14 protein-coding genes and 1 pseudogene are annotated in these 16,095 nt (G+C 65.4%); 7 read left to right on the forward strand and 8 right to left on the reverse strand.

Annotated elements, in window-relative coordinates:
* Window positions 1-25 precede the first annotated feature (25 nt).
* Complete coding sequence (locus ACCC94_RS06520) at window positions 26-1,186, reverse strand: MexC family multidrug efflux RND transporter periplasmic adaptor subunit (protein WP_413348522.1); 1,161 nt, start codon at window positions 1,184-1,186, stop codon at window positions 26-28.
* Window positions 1,187-1,359: 173 nt separating this feature from the next.
* On the opposite strand from ACCC94_RS06520, the gene ACCC94_RS06525 reads away from it, so the two are divergent.
* Window positions 1,360-1,923 carry a TetR/AcrR family transcriptional regulator gene (locus ACCC94_RS06525; protein ID WP_413348523.1) on the forward strand — a complete coding sequence of 188 codons (564 nt, stop codon included), beginning with the start codon at window positions 1,360-1,362 and terminating at the stop codon, window positions 1,921-1,923.
* Window positions 1,924-2,011: 88 nt separating this feature from the next.
* Window positions 2,012-3,457: a SulP family inorganic anion transporter gene (locus tag ACCC94_RS06530; RefSeq protein WP_413348524.1), complete on the forward strand. Its 1,446-nt coding sequence runs from the start codon at window positions 2,012-2,014 to the stop codon at window positions 3,455-3,457.
* Between the two features lie 189 nt (window positions 3,458-3,646).
* Here the strand turns inward: ACCC94_RS06530 and ACCC94_RS06535 are convergent, their stop codons facing one another.
* The 5 genes from ACCC94_RS06535 to ACCC94_RS06555 form a co-directional block, all read right to left on the reverse strand.
* The gene (locus ACCC94_RS06535; protein ID WP_413348525.1) at window positions 3,647-3,820 is read right to left on the reverse strand and encodes a hypothetical protein; all 174 of its coding nucleotides are present in this window, start codon (window positions 3,818-3,820) and stop codon (window positions 3,647-3,649) included.
* 63 nt (window positions 3,821-3,883) lie between these two features.
* Window positions 3,884-4,384, reverse strand: coding sequence for a DUF2938 domain-containing protein (locus ACCC94_RS06540; RefSeq protein WP_413348526.1), 501 nt, complete (start codon window positions 4,382-4,384; stop codon window positions 3,884-3,886).
* Between the two features lie 58 nt (window positions 4,385-4,442).
* Window positions 4,443-5,639 (reverse strand): MFS transporter, encoded by a 1,197-nt coding sequence (locus ACCC94_RS06545; protein WP_413348527.1) that lies wholly within the window; start codon window positions 5,637-5,639, stop codon window positions 4,443-4,445.
* A 110-nt stretch (window positions 5,640-5,749) separates the two neighbouring features.
* On the reverse strand, window positions 5,750-5,962 hold the full coding sequence (locus ACCC94_RS06550) for a tautomerase family protein (RefSeq protein WP_413348528.1): 213 nt from the start codon (window positions 5,960-5,962) through the stop codon (window positions 5,750-5,752).
* A 29-nt stretch (window positions 5,963-5,991) separates the two neighbouring features.
* Window positions 5,992-6,726 carry an SDR family NAD(P)-dependent oxidoreductase gene (locus ACCC94_RS06555; RefSeq protein WP_413348529.1) on the reverse strand — a complete coding sequence of 245 codons (735 nt, stop codon included), beginning with the start codon at window positions 6,724-6,726 and terminating at the stop codon, window positions 5,992-5,994.
* A gap of 130 nt (window positions 6,727-6,856) precedes the next feature.
* Here ACCC94_RS06555 and ACCC94_RS06560 point away from each other — a divergent pair, with 130 nt between their 5' ends.
* Together ACCC94_RS06560 and ACCC94_RS06565 are read left to right on the forward strand one after the other, a co-directional pair.
* Window positions 6,857-7,774, forward strand: coding sequence for a LysR family transcriptional regulator (locus tag ACCC94_RS06560; RefSeq protein ID WP_413348530.1), 918 nt, complete (start codon window positions 6,857-6,859; stop codon window positions 7,772-7,774).
* Window positions 7,775-7,988: 214 nt separating this feature from the next.
* Complete coding sequence (locus ACCC94_RS06565) at window positions 7,989-10,379, forward strand: TonB-dependent siderophore receptor (protein WP_413348531.1); 2,391 nt, start codon at window positions 7,989-7,991, stop codon at window positions 10,377-10,379.
* Window positions 10,380-10,466: 87 nt separating this feature from the next.
* Here ACCC94_RS06565 and ACCC94_RS06570 read toward each other — a convergent pair whose 3' ends face one another.
* Window positions 10,467-11,663 (reverse strand): MFS transporter, encoded by a 1,197-nt coding sequence (locus ACCC94_RS06570; RefSeq protein ID WP_413348532.1) that lies wholly within the window; start codon window positions 11,661-11,663, stop codon window positions 10,467-10,469.
* A 568-nt stretch (window positions 11,664-12,231) separates the two neighbouring features.
* On the opposite strand from ACCC94_RS06570, the gene tssB reads away from it, so the two are divergent.
* From tssB to ACCC94_RS06585, 3 genes and pseudogenes are all read left to right on the forward strand, one after another.
* Window positions 12,232-12,741, forward strand: coding sequence for a type VI secretion system contractile sheath small subunit (gene tssB / locus ACCC94_RS06575; RefSeq protein WP_413348533.1), 510 nt, complete (start codon window positions 12,232-12,234; stop codon window positions 12,739-12,741).
* An 11-nt stretch (window positions 12,742-12,752) separates the two neighbouring features.
* A pseudogene (tssC, locus tag ACCC94_RS06580) lies at window positions 12,753-13,675 on the forward strand (type VI secretion system contractile sheath large subunit); the annotation flags it as partial.
* Between the two features lie 77 nt (window positions 13,676-13,752).
* Window positions 13,753-14,568 (forward strand): OmpA family protein, encoded by an 816-nt coding sequence (locus ACCC94_RS06585; protein WP_413348534.1) that lies wholly within the window; start codon window positions 13,753-13,755, stop codon window positions 14,566-14,568.
* A gap of 50 nt (window positions 14,569-14,618) precedes the next feature.
* Here ACCC94_RS06585 and ACCC94_RS06590 read toward each other — a convergent pair.
* On the reverse strand, window positions 14,619-16,095 hold a 1,477-nt coding region (locus tag ACCC94_RS06590; protein WP_413348535.1), incomplete at its 5' end, for a gamma-glutamyltransferase family protein.

Raw genomic sequence — 16,095 nt, forward strand, 5'->3', positions numbered from 1 at the left:
GGGATTCCTCGCGGCGACCTTCGCCTTACTGGCGCGACGCCTGCTGTTGCTGCTGTTGCTTCTGGGCTTGACGGGCTTCGACCTTGGCGCCCGGCTGCAGGCCGGTGAGGCCGCCGACTATGACCTGGTCGCCGCTGGCCAGGCCCTGGCTGATCTGCCAGCGCGAGCCCTGCATGGCGCCGGTCTGCACCTGGCGGGTCTCGACGCGGCTGTCGGCGCCGATCACCAGTACGTGGGCGGTGCCATCGGTGGCGCGTTGCACGGCGCGTTGCGGCACGAGAATGGCCTTGGCGTCGGTGCCCTGCGGGGCGGTGACGCGTACGTACATGCCCGGCAGCAGCAGGCCGTCGGCGTTGTCGAACTTGCCGCGCAGCGAGACCTGGCCAGTGCCGCGGTCCACCGAGATGTCGGTGAACAGCAATTCGCCTTTTCGCTCGTACTCGGTGCCTTCGACGCGCAGGCTCAGGGCCTGGCTCTGGCCGGCGGGGAGGTTGCCGCTTTGCAGCGCCTCTCGCAGGCGCAGGGCGTCGGCCACCGGCTGGGTGAAGTCGGCGTAGATCGGGTCGAGCTGCTGGATGCGCGCCATCAGCGTGGCGTCGCCCTGGCCGACCAGCGCGCCTTCGGTCACCAGCGCGCGGCCGATGCGTCCGGAAATCGGCGCCTTGACCGAGGCATAACCCAGGTTGAGGCGTGCGGTTTCCAGGTCCGCCTGGGCCGAGCGCACCGAGGCCTGGGCGCTGCGCAGGTCGGCGGTGGCGGTGTCGAAGTCCTGCTGGCTGACCGCTTCGATCTTCACCAGCGGCTCGTAGCGCTTCACCCGCGCCTGGGCTTCCTGCTGCGCGGCCTGGGCGCGCGCCAGTTCACCTTCGGCGCGGGACACGGCGGCCTTGAGCGGCGCCGGGTCGATCTGGAACAGCAGGTCGCCGGCCTTCACGTCGGCACCTTCCTCGAAGCGCTTCTGCACCACGATGCCTGCCACTCGCGCCCGCACCTCGGCGACGCGCATCGGTTCGATACGCCCCGGCAACTCCGAGGTCAGGGTGAGAGGTTCGGTCGCGACCGCTACCACATCCACCGGGCGCGCGACTTCCGCTGCCGCCTGTGGCTCGCCGGATTGTCCGCAACCCGCCAGCGCCAGCGCTGCCACCAACGCACTGATTGTCCCTACTGCACGCAACCTGCCCATGTTTCACCCGGGGTCTGTCTATCTGGAAAGGTGCGCATGATCCTTTGAAACTTAAAATGAGTCAATAATGTCTCATTTGATTCTGTGGCGTATAAAATGTGACATGACCTTTCAAAGCAGAGGTCCTTTTCTGCACAATGAGACGATCCGCCACCCGACAAGAGGCCCCCCGAATGACTCTCTCTCCCCACGATGAACGTCTGCTCAAGGCGCTGGCCGTTGCCATCGTCGACCGCCCTCGGGCGACGCTGAAGGAGCTGGCGGAATCGGCGGGGGTGAGCAAGGCGACGCTGCACCGCTTCTGCGGCACCCGCGACGGGCTGATGGCGATGCTGGAGGACTATGGCCACGTGGTGATCCGGCAGATACTCGAAGCCTCCGGGCTGCAGCAGGCTGAGCCGCTGGAGGCGCTGCGCCGGCTGATCGCCGAGCACCTGCGGCACCGCGACATGCTCAACTTCCTGCTGTTCCAGTACCGCGCCGAGCAGCACGACATGGAGGTGATGACGGAGCGTTGGGGTTACTACACCGAGGCGGTTGACGCCTTCTTCCTGCGCGGCCAGCAGAGCGGCGTGCTGCGCATCGACATCACCGCCGCGGTGTTCACCGAACTCTTCCTCTCGATGCTCTACGGCATGGTCGATGCCGAGCGTTATGGCCGCGCGGCCAGCTCCAGTTCTGCCCACGTGCTGGAGCAACTGTTCCTCAACGGCGCCTTGGCTCAGCCCCAGCCCTGAGGCGCGGTGCGCGAGCGGCGGGTGGCCGGGCGGGGCGGTTTTCCGTACCATTGCCGGCCCTTCGTGATCCCCGCTTCCGAGTAGCAGAATGAAACCCGCCCGCCTGCGTGCCGATGTCCTGGCCGGACTCACCACGTCCTTTGCGCTGGTGCCCGAGTGCATCGCCTTCGCCCTGGTCGCCCACCTCAACCCGCTGATGGGCCTGTATGGCGCCTTCATCCTCTGCACCCTCACCGCGCTGTTCGGCGGGCGTCCCGGCATGGTCTCCGGCGCCGCCGGTTCGATGGCGGTAGTGATAGTCGCGCTGGTCGTGCAGCACGGCGTGCAGTACCTGCTGGCCACCGTGTTGCTGGGCGGGGTGGTGATGATCCTGTTCGGCCTGCTGCGCCTGGGCAAGCTGGTGCGCATGGTGCCGCACCCGGTGATGCTGGGCTTCGTCAACGGGCTGGCCATCGTCATTGCCCTAGCCCAGCTGGAGCACTTCAAGGACGGCGGACACTGGCTCAGCGGCAACCCGCTGTACCTGATGCTGGGGCTGGTGGCACTGACCATGGCGGTGGTCTATCTGCTGCCGAAACTGACCCGCGCGGTTCCGCCGGCGCTGGTGGCGATCCTCGGCGTGGGCCTGCTGGTCTACCTGCTCGGCTTGCCGACCCGCACCCTGGGCGACATGGCGCACATCGCCGGCGGCCTGCCGCAGTTCTCCTGGCCGGACATTCCCTTCAACCTGGATACCCTGCGGATCATTGCGCCTTACGCCTTCCTGATGGCCATGGTCGGCATCCTGGAAACCCTGCTGACGCTCAACCTCACCGACGAGATTACCGAGACCCGTGGCTTCCCGGACCGCGAATGCGTGGCGCTGGGTGCGGCCAACATGGTCTCCGGGGCATTCGGCGGCATGGGCGGCTGCGCGATGATCGGGCAGACGGTGATCAACCTCAGCTCCGGTGGCCGCGGCCGGCTTTCCGGCGTGGTCGCCGGGCTGATGATCCTGCTCTTCGTGCTGTTCCTCTCGCCGCTGATCGAACGCATCCCGCTGGCGGCGCTGGTGGGCGTGATGTTCGTGGTGTCCCAGCAGACCTTCGCCTGGGCTTCGCTGCGAGTCATCACCAAGGTGCCGCGCAGCGATGTGCTGGTGATCATCGCGGTGACCGCCATCACCGTGGCGACGGACCTCGCCGTGGCGGTGTTCTGCGGCATCGTCGTGGCCGCGCTGGACTTCGCCTGGAAGCACGCCCGCGAGCTGTACGCGGATATCCATGACCAGGCCGATGGCAGCAAGCTGTACCGCGTCCACGGCACGCTGTTCTTCGCTTCCACCACGGCCTTCCTCAACCAGTTCGACCCGGCGGGCGATCCGCAGCAGGTCACCCTGGACTGCGCGCACCTTAGCTTCGTCGATTACTCCGCCATCGCCGCACTGATGACCCTGCGCGAGCGCTACAGCAAGGCCGGCAAGCACCTGCGGGTGGTGCACCTGTCCGAGCGTTGCAGGCAACTGCTCAAGCGGGCGGGTGCGCAGCACGCCTGAGCGCGGGACCTGTAGGAGCGGTGCAGGAGCGGTGCAGGAGCGGTGTAGGAGCGAGCTTGCTCGCGAACCGCCCAACGCTGGAGCCGCCTGGGCATCTGTTCGCGAGCAAGCTCGCTCCTGCAACAGCAAAAAGCCCTGCGTCAGCGGGGCTTTTTCATTCCGATGCAAACCTGCAGGGGCTGGTCGGGCTCAATGGTGCGAGGACGCCAGCTCCTGACAGATCTCTTCCAGCGCATCGGCATCACGCAGCAATTGGCGGGCGGCGCAGCGCAGGCGGCGGTTGAGGTCTTCGTTGGCGATCAGCGGCGCCAGCTCGCGCAGGAGCTCGGCAACCACCAGGCGCTGTTTCAGAGCGGCAATCATGCAGAGTTGCGGATCGGCTCCTGCGCTCGGGTGTGCAGCAAGGGTAGCCCTGATGGCGGGGGATCAGCCGGCGCAGGTCAGGGGCACGAGCAGCTTCGCCACCAGGAAAAGGCCCAGGCCGAAAACCCCGTGGGTGATCAGGCTGTGCACCCGCGCCTTGGCCGGGTTGGCGCTCTTCGCCGCGGCGATGCCCAGGCCGAATGCCGGCTGCATCAACAGGAAGGGCATAGCCACGGTCACCACGCCGAAGAGCAGCGCTGGCAGCAGGGTCGGTCGGCACAGCCAGTCGCTGCCGGCTAGCGTGATCAGGGCGAGGGCGAAGCAGATCCCGGTGAGGTAGTGGATCACCCAGCCCAGCGCGCGTTCACCGGTAACCGGCGCAGCCTTGCCGATGGCGGCGTGGCGGAATTGCCCGTGCGGCATGTGGCCGACCCAGCGGCCGACCAGTGCGTAATCCAGCGAGGGCACACCCAGCAGACGCTTGCGCAGGATGGTCCAGCCATCCATCAGCAGGGTGGCGCCGACGCCGATGGCGAGGGAGGCGAGCAGGGGGGAAAGCGGCATGGCAGGTTCCTTCGAATGAGTCGAGGGCGCCAGCATCCCGGTTCAAGTGGACTTGAGGTCAAGCCTCGCGGGCCATACGCCGGCTCAGGTTCGAACCGAGCACGTAGAACACCCCGCCGCCGACGATGAAGGCGCCAAGCATGACGAACACCCAGTGCGGCGCGAACAGGGTGAGGAAGCCGCCTACCAGGATCGGCCCGAAGGCGCCGCCGAGGTTGGCCAGGTTCTGCGTGCCGTAGTACACGCCGCGCAGGTGGGGTGGGGCGATGCGGTCGATGAACATGTACTCGGCGGGGATCACGATGATCTCGCCCAGGGTGAATACCACCATCGCCAGCCCCCAGTGCACGAGGCTTTGCGACAGACCGAAGCCGACGATGCCCAGCACGAACAGGCCCAGGCCGACGATCAGCCAGCGCTGCAGGTGCTCGTTGCCGATGCGCTTGCCCAGCAGGTACTGCAGCGCGATCACCGTTACCGCGTTGACCCCGAGCAGGGTCTGGATTACTTGGTAGGCGCGCTCCGCCGTGCCGGTGGCCACCAGGTACTGCGAGAGGTAGGCGGAGAACTGACCGAACACCACGGCGGTGAGCACGCCGCCGATGGTGAAATACATCAGCCGGTGGTCCTTCGCCAGCACACCCATCACTGCGATGAACGAGGGCGGCGCCACGCCTTCGGCCGGGCGCATGCCGCGGTCGCCATAGCGCGCGAAAGCCAGCAGGAACAGCGCGCCCAGGCACGCCGAGAGCACGAAGGGCAGGTGCTGGCCCCAGTGCGCCAGCGCGGCGCCGATGAACGGGCCGATGGCGTAGGCGAGGTTGATCAGCGTATAGCGGATGGAGAACGCGCGGCCTTGCTCACCGGCCGGAAGCAGGCGGCCGAAGATGGTCTTCACCACCACGTCGGTGACCGAATAGGCGAAGTTGAACCCCAGCAGGAACAGGAAGAACAGCCAGAGCTGCGTGCTCAGCAACATGCCGGCGAAGGCGGCGACGAAGCAGGTGCCGAAGCCGAGGATCAGGCGGAAGCCGGGCAGGCGATCGATCAGGAAGCCGCCGTAGAGGCTCAGCAGCGAGCCCCCGAACAGCGCGCCGCCGAGGATCAGGCCGATGCGGCTGACGGGCAGGGCGAACTGGGTAGAGAGATAGATAACCAGGAAGGGCAGGGTAATGGCCCGGCCCAGGGTAAGCAGGAAGGTACCGGCTAGCAGCAGGTTGACCTGTAGCGGATAACGCTTGAGCGCGGCGAGCATTCCATGCCTCTGGTGTCGAAGGTAACGGGTAGGCTCCCGATCCTATCAGCACCAGCTTGGTGCATGGCAAGCGCCGAGAGCTCTGGCGAACCCCCGGCGTGCCCGCTGCGTCAGGTCCCGGCCTTCTCCCTGGCACGCAGCGCCTTGACCGTCTCGCCACCCACGCCCCAGCTGTCGGTGGGGATTTCCTGGATCACCACGAAGGTGCTCGCGGGCGGTTTGCGCAGGACGCGCTCCAGCAGTTCAGTGACGCCTTCGATGAGCTGGCGGCGTTCGTCGGCGGTGACGCCTTCGTCGGTGACCTGGATGTTCACATATGGCATGGCAGTTCTCCGTTGGGGATAGGGTGGGATTACCAGACGCCAGTGGTGGAGCCACCGTCGACATTGAGGATGGCGCCGCTGACGAAGGTCGAGTCGGTGAGGTATAGCACTGCGTCGACGATGTCCTGCGGATCGCCGATCGCGCCGCTGGGCGACAGGCCGCGCAGGAAGGCGCGGGTGCCTTCGTCATCGGGATGCAGCGGGGTCGCGATGATCCCCGGCGCCACGGCGTTGACCTGCACGTGGGACGATGCCAGCTCCAGGGCGAGTCCGCGCACCGCGCTGTTCAGGCCGCCCTTGATCAGGATCGGCAGCAGCGCCGGGACCTTCACGTTGGGCTGCAGGGCGATGGAGGCGGTGATACTGATGATGTGCCCCGAGCCGTTGGCAGCCATGTGCTGCGCGGCGGCCTGGGCCGGATAGAAGAAGCCCTTGAGGTTGGTGTCGACAATGGCTTCGAGGTCTTCGTCGGTGTAATCACCGATTGGCTTGGCGATGAAGATGCCGGCGTTGTTGATCAGGATATCCACCCGGCCGAAGGCCTCGATGGCCTGGGCGAACAGGCGTTTGGCGGTGTCCGGCCTGGCGATGTCGCCGGCCACTGCGAGGAAGTTGTGCGGGTTGCCCAGCTTGGCGGCGGCTTCGTCCAGGCGGGCCTGGGTACGGGCGTTGCCGACCACGTTGTAGCCGCGCTCGAGGTAGGCGCGGGCGATGGCGAAGCCGAGGCCGCTGGAGGCGCCGGTAACGATGACGGTCTTGCTCATGGTTATCTCCGAGAGTGTGGCGGGGCGGTGTGCCCGCGTCCTGGAGGCCAATCTAGGCTGCATTCAGCCATTGAAAAATGAGGCGGATGGCATTTGAATTGATACCTCATGTAATCAATCCACCTATGCCATGACCCGCCATTTCGACGACCTGCAACTGGGCAGCATCGAGCTGTTCTGCCTGGCTGCGGAGACCGCCAGCTTCACCGCCGCCGCCAACGAGGCGGGCATCACGCCGGCCGCGGTGAGCCGCTCGGTGGCCCGGCTGGAAGAGCGCCTGGGCGTGCGCCTGTTCGTCCGCACCACGCGGCAGATGCGCCTGACCGATGACGGCCGCAGTTACTTCGAGCAATGCCGACAGGCGCTGACCCAACTGGTGGATGCCGAGCGCGCGGTGAGCGGCGGCCAGAGCATCGCCTCCGGGCGCCTGCGCATCAGCGTGCCCACGCCGTACGCACATTACCGGCTGTTCCCGCGGCTGCCGGAGTTCCGCAGGCGCTATCCGCAGGTGCAGGTGGAGGTGCACGTGAGCAACCGCAACATCGACTTCGCCAATGAGGGCTACGACCTGGCAATCCGCGGCCGCGACCCGGCGGATTCCAGTCTGGTGGCGCGGCGCCTGGAGGAGGCGGAGAACGTGGTAGTCGCCACGCCCGAGTACCTGGCGCGTGCCGGCACGCCGCAGACGCCGGACGATCTCGCCGGGCACGAATGCATCCAGTTCGAACTGCCCAGCACCGGCCGGCGCGTACCCTGGACCTTCCGCGTCAACGGCAAGCCGGTGGAAATCGAGACTTCCGGCAGCTTCACGGTACTGGAGGACTACCTGGCCACCGCGACCCTGGCCAAGTGCGGCGGCGGGTTGATGCAGGCCTATCGCTTCACCGTGCAGGAAGAGCTGGAGCGGGGTGAGCTAGTGGAAGTGTTGAAGGACTATGGCCAGACGACTCGTCCTTTCCTGCTGATCTACCCCCATGCGCGCCATGTGCCGTCGCGAGTGCGGGCGTTCATCGAGTTCATGCTGGAGACGCGCTCAAGCCAGGCGTAGGAGCGGACTCCGTCCGCGATGATCACGCTTAACCGCTTGGCTGACCGGAGCTCAGTCTGCCGCTCTTCTGGTTAGTAAGACGTATTCGCATTTACAAGTAATTTACATCTGCATACACTTTGGCTCCCCGTCGGTGCCCACTACGCCGGCATTCGCCAACCCGAGTCATTGCGCCGCCAGAGCGCAAACCTCGCAGCAAGGATCCTTCCAGCAGATGAAAGACGTAGCCTCGGGCGCTCTCCTGCTCAGTCTCTCCACCTTTGCTCTCTCCGCAGTCGCCGCGCCGGTCGCCATAGACCTGCCCAAGCAGCCCCTGGCCGCTTCCCTGGAGCAACTGCAGTCTGCGACCGGGCTGCGGATTTCCTATGACCGTGCCCAGGCCGCCAAGGTCGGTGCGCCGGCCATCAAGGGCAACATGGAGCCGCGCGAGGCACTCGATCGTTTGCTGGCGGACAGCGGCCTGCAGGGCACGGTCAGCGGCAACAGCGCGCAGATCAGCGGCACCGCGGGCAATGACAGTGTCGACCTGGGCGCCACCGAGATCGTCGGCGCCGCCAGCGTGGCGCCCGGCACCACCGAAGGCACCGGTTCCTACACCACCGGTGTGATGCAGACCTCCACCAAGCTGAACATGACCGTGCGCGAGACGCCGCAGTCGGTCAGCGTGGTCACCCGCCAGCAGATGGAAGACCAGAACATGCAGGACCTCGACGACGCGATCCGCGGCGTCACCGGCATGACCGTCCAGCAATATGGCCCCGCACGCGTGAGCTACGCCGCGCGCGGATTCGACGTCGACAACATCATGTACGACGGCCTCGCCACCAGCATCTCCACCTACACCCAGGACGTGATTTCCGCCGCGGACCTGGCGATGTTCGACCGCGTCGAAGTGGTCCGCGGCGCCACCGGCCTGATGCAGGGCGCGGGCAACCCGGCCGCCGCCGTCAACATGGTGCGCAAGCGCCCGACCCAGGACTTCCACATGAGCCTGGAAGGCAGCGCCGGCACCTGGGACCGCTACCGCAGCCAGGTCGACGTGTCCGGACCGCTGAACAGCGAAGGCACCCTGCGCGGCCGCGCGGTGGCCGCCTACGAAACCCGCGACAGCTTCCAGGACGTGGTCAGCGGCGAGCGCGGCGTGCTCTACGGCATCACCGAAGCCGACCTGAACCCGGACACCACCCTGACCCTGGGCGCGTCCTACCAGAACGACAACAAGAACGACAACTGGGTGGGCCTGCCGGCGCCGCTGGGCGGCCGTCACCTGGACCTCAAGCGCTCCGACTACTACGGCGCCGACTGGTCCTACTGGGATACCACCACCACCCACCTGTTCGGTGACGTGGTGCACCGCTTCGACAACGGATGGCAAATGAAGGTGGCCGCCGACAAACTGTGGGCGCGCATCGACATGCTCGGCCTGTACAACAGCTGCTACTACACCGAAGGCTGCCCGACCATGATCCAGGGGCCCGGCCAGTACGCCTACACCGACGACCACCAGAGCTACGACGCCTTCGCCAACGGCCCGTTCCAGGCCTTCGGCCGCGAGCACGAACTGGTATTCGGCGGCAGCTACCGGGAAGAGCGCTTCGATGGCCACGGTGGCTGGGGAGACCTGACCTACAACGATGGCTCGCCAGTGACCCCATTCGACCCGACCAAGTGGGACCCGGGCTCGGTGCAGAAGCCGAACATCGACATGAGCCTCTGGAACATGAAGCTCGACCAGGAGCAGAAGGGCGCCTATGTCACCACCCGCCTGAACGTCGCCGATCCGCTCAAGGTCATTCTCGGTGGCCGCCTGGACTGGTACGAGGCCGACCCGCACAACGACACCGGCACCCAGAAGGTCACCCGCAACGTCACCCGCTACGCTGGCGTGGTCTACGACCTGAACGAGGTCTACTCGGTCTATGCCAGTTACACCGACATCTTCAAGCCGCAGAGCAACTTCGACTCCAGCGGCAGCCTGCTCGACCCGATCACCGGCAAGAACTACGAGATCGGCCTGAAGGGCGAGCACTTCGGCGGTACGCTCAATACCCAGCTGGCGCTGTTCCAGATCGACCAGGAAAACCGCGCGACCGACGACACCAGCGGCCCCTCGCCGTGCCCCAGTTCGCCGACAGCGATCTACTGCTCGCGCGCTTCGGGCAAGGTCCGCAGCCAGGGCGTGGACATGGAAGTCAGCGGTGCGATGACCGAGAACTGGCAGGCCATGGCGGGCTACACATACGTCGACGCCAAGTACAAGCACGACAGCAACGAGGACAACGTCGGCAAGCCCTTCGACCCGAGCAAGCCGCGCCACCTGTTCAAGCTCGCCACCAGCTATACCCTGCCGGGCGAACTGCACAAATGGCGCGTGGGCGGCAACCTGGTGACCCAGAGCCAGACCGAGGACACCAGCACCGGCTTCCAGCAGGGCGGCTACACGGTGACCAACGCCATGCTCGGCTACAAGGTCAGCGAGAACATCGATACCCGGGTGAACTTCAACAACATCTTCGACAAGTACTATTACAGCGGCATCAGCTTCGGCAACCTGAACTATGGCGAGCCGCGCAACCTGATGTTCACGGTGAAGTACTCGATGTGATCCGCCTGGCCTGAATGAGAAGGCCCCGCGTCGCGGGGCTTTTTCATCTACCGGAATATGCAGCCGTTCGGCTCCCGGCTGCGGTCCTCAGAAGGCGGCGCCTTTGCGCGGCAGCACTGTCCAGGCGACGCCGAACAGGAGCAGCGCGGCGACCAGGGCATAGGGGGCGCGGCTGTCCATCTGGTGCAGCAGGGTGCCCAGCAACGGGCCGCTGATCATGCCCAGACCATGCACGGCGACCAGGCTGCCGGCGGCGGCTCCTTGCTCGTCAGCCTCTACGGCGTTGGCGTTGAGGGCCGAGACGGCAGGGAAGACCCAGCCCATGCCGGCGGCGGCGACGAAGCAGGAGGCATAGAGCATCCAGGGAGCGACGGCCAAGCACACCGTGGCGAAGCCCAGCGCGGAGACCGTGCCGCCCACGCCTATCAGGCGCGACGGCGTCCAGTTCAACTTGCGCACCAGCATCTGTGCACAGATCAGCGCCGCGCCCACCGAGGTGAGCGCGATACCGGCGACGCGCGCGGCATCGGCTGGGGGAAGTCGCAGGCGGTCGAGGGCGAAGAAGCCCACGGTCATCTGTGCCACAGTCACGCAAACCATCGCGATGAAGCCAAGGGTCAGCGAGCGGCGCAGGCGCCTGTCGCTGATCGCCAGCGTCGGACCCTTGCGTTCGTGCGCGCGCTCGTGGTGCGGCAGCCATTTCCACAGCACGCCTAGCGCCACCAGCGGCAGCAGGCAGGTGAGCAGCAGTGGCAAGGCCAGCCCAAGCATGGCCAGCAGCCCGGCGAAGCTGGGGCCGACCACCATGCCCACGGCACTGGCCGCGCCGAGCCCGGCCATCGCCGAGGCGCGCTTATCCGCGCCCACATGGTCCGCCACCAGCGCCGCCGAACAGGCCGGCACGGCGGCGTAGAAGCCGCCCGCCAGGCCACGCAGCACGACAATCCCGATGAATGCAGGGAGTGGCGACATGGCTGCATCCAGCGCCAACGCCATGAAGGCACAGAGCAGGGCATAGGTCATCGCGAAGCCGGCCAGGCCGCTGAGCAGCACGCGGCGGCGACCGAGGCGGTCGCTGGCGATGCCCCAGACCCGCGCCATGACCATCCAGGCGACGCCGCCGACCGTCACCGTCATCCCCGCCTGCCAGGGAGCCAAGCCCAGAGTACGGGCTACCGGTCCGATCAGCGCGACGAAGGACATCACCGCCACCGTGCAGACGAATGTTTCGAACATCAGCGGGCGCAGGTTGAGGCTGGGGGCCAGGGGTGGGATGGCAGTCATTTTGACGTATTCCTTAGGGATGACGGGGCATTCTTTTCCCTTACAAAGACGAATGGCAGCGACAGAACACCAGCAATTACCTGGCTTCACACCGCCTTGCTCTGCCTAGCGTGAGAACGACTCGCCGGTGTGAGTCGCCCCAATTGGAGGAAGCGATCGAGATGGCAGTCGGTAATCCTGCAATACCGCTAGAGCGGATGGTTGATTAAAAAATGAACAATTCTGAATTTTCTTGCGGCAACGTTTCTGTAGGAAGTTTGAATGTCGAATTATTTTAAGAGAATTCTGATTGAGGTTTGTAGGGCGTTTCCTGAATGTAGTTAAACCTATTGATTAGGGTTGAATTGCGAAAAGTACATGGCAGGCTTGAACTGTTTTCGCCACGAACGTCGCCTGTATGAATTCAGAAAACCAGCTGCATCAGAAAATTCTTATAGAAGCGCCGAGTTAGATAGGGCAGAAGGTTGGCGTAAATAATATTTCCCAATTCGTCGCATGCTTCGAGCGAATTTCAATACGTTCGCGGTGTGTTCTTGCATCAACAAAGGGACTGTAAGGCAGGGTAATCATGGCGTCTGATAGTTTTCAGAATGAAGTTCCCAAGGCTCGGGTCAATATAAAACTTGATCTGCACACTGGTGGCGCGCAAAAGAAAGTCGAGTTGCCACTGAAGCTGCTGATGATGGGCGACTACAGCAATGGGCGGGAAAACCGTCCGTTGTCGGAGCGCGGTAAGGTCGATATCAACAAGAACAACTTCAATAACGTACTGAGCGAATTTCAACCCAGCCTGAAATTGGCTGTGCCCAATACGCTGGTTGAAGACGGGGCCGATACCAGTGTCGAGCTCACCTTCCGCCACATGAAGGACTTCGAGCCCGAGCAGGTGGCCCGCCAGCTCCCGGAGCTACGTGCGCTGCTGGCCATGCGCAACCTCCTGCGCGACCTCAAGTCGAACCTTCTGGACAACGTCACTTTCCGGCGGGAGCTGGAGCGCATCCTCAAGAACGATGCACTCAGCGATGAACTGCGGGCCGAGCTGGCCGCATTGGCTCCGCACGACGACGCAGCACACTAAGGAGAGACGACATGTCCGTGGAAACCAATGCCGTACCGGCTGCCGGCAACACCGTACTCACTCGCGATGGACAAGGCGTTTACGCCGCACTGTTCGACAAGATCAACCTGAGCCCGGTCTCATCGCTGACCGGCATCGAGGTCTATCAGAGCACCGATGCACTGTCGGATGTCTCCGCTGACGAGCGCGTCACCGCTGCCGTCAGTGTTTTCCTTGACCTGCTCAAGCGCTCCTCGCAGAAGGTCGAGCGCCTCGACAAGACGTTGCTGGACGAACATATCGCCCAACTGGACGAGCAGATCAGTCGCCAGTTGGATGCGATCATGCACCACCCGGATTTCCAGCGAGTCGAATCCACCTGGCGCGGCGTGAAGTCGCTGATCGACCAGACCGACTTCGCCGCAATGTACGCATCGAATTGCTGGACATCAGCAAGGACCACCTGGTGCAGGATTTCGAGGACGCTCCGGAGATCGCCCAGAGCGGTCTGTACCTCCATACCTACACGCAGGAGTACGACACCCCCGGCGGCGAGCCCATCGCGGCGGCCATTTCCAACTACGAATTTGGTCGCGGCCCGCGGGATATCGCCCTGCTGCGCAATATCTCCAAGGTCGCCGCCGCAGCCCACATGCCGTTCATTGGCGCTGTCGGGCCGGCCTTCTTCGGTAAGGAAACGATGGAGGAAGTAGCCGCGATCAAGGACATCGGCAACTACTTCGATCGCGCCGAATACCTGAAGTGGAAATCCTTCCGCGATTCCGATGACGCCCGCTACATCGGTCTGACCATGCCGCGAGTACTGGGGCGCTTGCCTTACGGCCCCGATACGGTGCCGGTGCGCAGCTTCAATTACGTTGAAAGCGTCAAGGGGCCGGACCACGACAAGTACCTCTGGACCAATGCCTCTTTCGCCTTCGCCGCCAACATGGTGACCTGCCCGAGCTGCTGCGCGTAGACGATCAGCTCAAGCGGCTGGCGCAACTGCTGGCGCGCCATGAGCCTGAACCCTTGCTTCCATTGCAGGCTTTGCGCAGTCAGCTGCTGGGCTTGCTCAGACGCCTGGCCCCGGAGGCTGCACCTGCCGAAGCCGCGGTGGCACCGCTAGTGGCGGCGGACGAGGAAGCCACAACGGCTACGCCGAACCCTGGGGCCGCAACGGCCCAACCGCCGGTCTCCACGCCTCGTCGCCGGACCGCGCGCAAGCCGCGCAGCGAGGCGCCTGCGGTGGTCGTGTTGAGATTGGATAGTGCCGAGCCGCCGATTGAGCAGACGTTAGCGCGCAAGCGCCGTCCTCTCTGGGCCTGGCTGCTTCTGCTGGGTGTGCTGATGGCTTTGACCGGCCTGTTGATCTTGGCGCACGGCCACTGGTGGCAAGGGACGAAAAGCCTTGGCGGAGAGCCGCTGCCAGCGGTTTTCGGGGCGGCCCCGGAAGCGCAGGCGCCTGCTGCGTCCATCGCGCCGATTCGCCTGGACGGCCAGTTGCTGTTCCCGCCCGGCAAGGCTGAGCTCAGGCCGGACTCGACCAAGGTGCTGGTGAACAGCCTGATCCACATCAAGGCGCAACCCGGCTGGCTGATCGTCATCACCGGCCACAGCGATTCCACTGGCGATCCGCAGCGCAACCTGGAGCTGTCGCGCAATCGCGCGGCGGCCGTGCGCGACTGGATGCAGCGCATGGGCGATATTCCCGATGACTGTTTCCTCGTGCGCGGCGCAGGGGCCAGCGAGCCGGTTGCCGTCGAGGACAGCGAAGCGGGCCGCAATGCCAATCGTCGCGTGGAGATCACCCTGACGCCGGAAGGCGGCGCCTGCGCGAAGCGATAAAGGGGGAGTCTTCTCCTCGCCAGCAGCCGCTGGCGAGGAGAAGCGAGGCGTCAGCACACCGCGATATGCGAATCCGCACGGGGCTCGGTGCCGCCGCAGAGCACGCCGGTTTCAGGATCGCGGACGATGATCTGGCCGCGTCCGTAGTCGGTCAGGTCGCAGGCGATCTCCACCTCGTGCCCTCGCCGCGCCAGCCCGAATGCCAGGTCGCGGTTGGCGTGCTGCTCGATGCCCACCTTCATGCCGCCCAGCCATTGCCAGCGCGGGGCATCCAGCGCGGCCTGGGGGTTGAGACCGAAGTCCACCAGGTTCATCACTATCTGCACATGGCCCTGGGGCTGCATGTAGCCGCCCATGACGCCGAACGGGCCGACGGCCACGCCATCCTTGCTGAGGAAGCCGGGGATGATGGTGTGGAAGGTCTTCTTGCCTGGCGCCAGGGCGTTGGAGTGCGCCGGGTCGAGGCTGAACTCCGAACCGCGGTTCTGCAGGCCGATGCCGCTGTCGGGCAGCACCACGCCGGAGCCGAAGCCGTGGTAGGCGCTCTGGATGAAGGAGACCATGTTGCCTTCGCCGTCGGCGGTGGCGATGTACACGGTGCCGCTGGAGTGCGGGTCACCATGTTTGGGCTCGGCAGCCCGTTCGCCGATCTCGGCGCGGCGGCGGGCGGCGTAGTCGTCGGAGAGCAGCGCGGCAGTGCTGACGCGCATGTGCTCCGAATCGGTGATGTAGTGCAGGCCGTCGGAATAGGCCTTCTTCATCGCTTCGAGCTGGCGGTGCCAGGTGAGCTGGCTGTCGCGCTGGTCGAAGTCGTAGCCCTGGAGGATGTTCAGGGTCATCAGGGCGATCAGGCCCTGGCCGGCCGGCGGGATTTCCCAGACGTCATAGCCGCGGTAGTTGGTCTTGATCGGCTCGACCCACTTGGGCTTGTAGCCGGCCAGGTCGGCATTGCTCAGCTCGCCGCCGGTGGCGGCGGAGTGGGCGGCCAGGCGCTGGGCGATGGCACCCCGGTAGAAGCTTTCGCACTTCGTCTCGGCCAGCTCGGCGAGGGTCTTCGCCTGGGCCGGATTGCGGAACAGCTGCCCGGCGCGCGGTGCTTCGCCGTCGATGGTGAAGGTGTCGAACCAGCTCTCCAGCACCGGTACGGCGGCGCGGCTGTCCTGGTATTCGCGGCGGGCGATTTCCCACTGGTGGGCGACCACCGGGGAGACCGGGAAACCGTCGCGGGCCAGGGCGATGGCGGGTTGCAGCAGGTCGGCGAAAGGCAACTTGCCGAAGCGCGCGGACAGCTCGGCCCAGGCTGCGGGAATGCCCGGCACGGTGACCGGCAGCCAGCCGTGCACCGGCATCTTGTCGAAGCCTGCGGCCTTGACCTTGTCGATGGAGATGGAGGCGGGCGCGTGGCCGCTGGCGTCCAGGCCGTGCAGCTGGTCCTTGACCCAGACCAGGGCGAAGGCGTCGCCGCCGATGGCGCAGCCGGTGGGTTCGACCACGGTCAGCGCGGCGGCGGTGGCGATGGCGGCGTCG

Origin of the sequence: Pseudomonas sp. Pseusp97, assembly GCF_047304025.1 — a bacterium.
Classification (GTDB): Bacteria; Pseudomonadota; Gammaproteobacteria; order Pseudomonadales; family Pseudomonadaceae; genus Pseudomonas.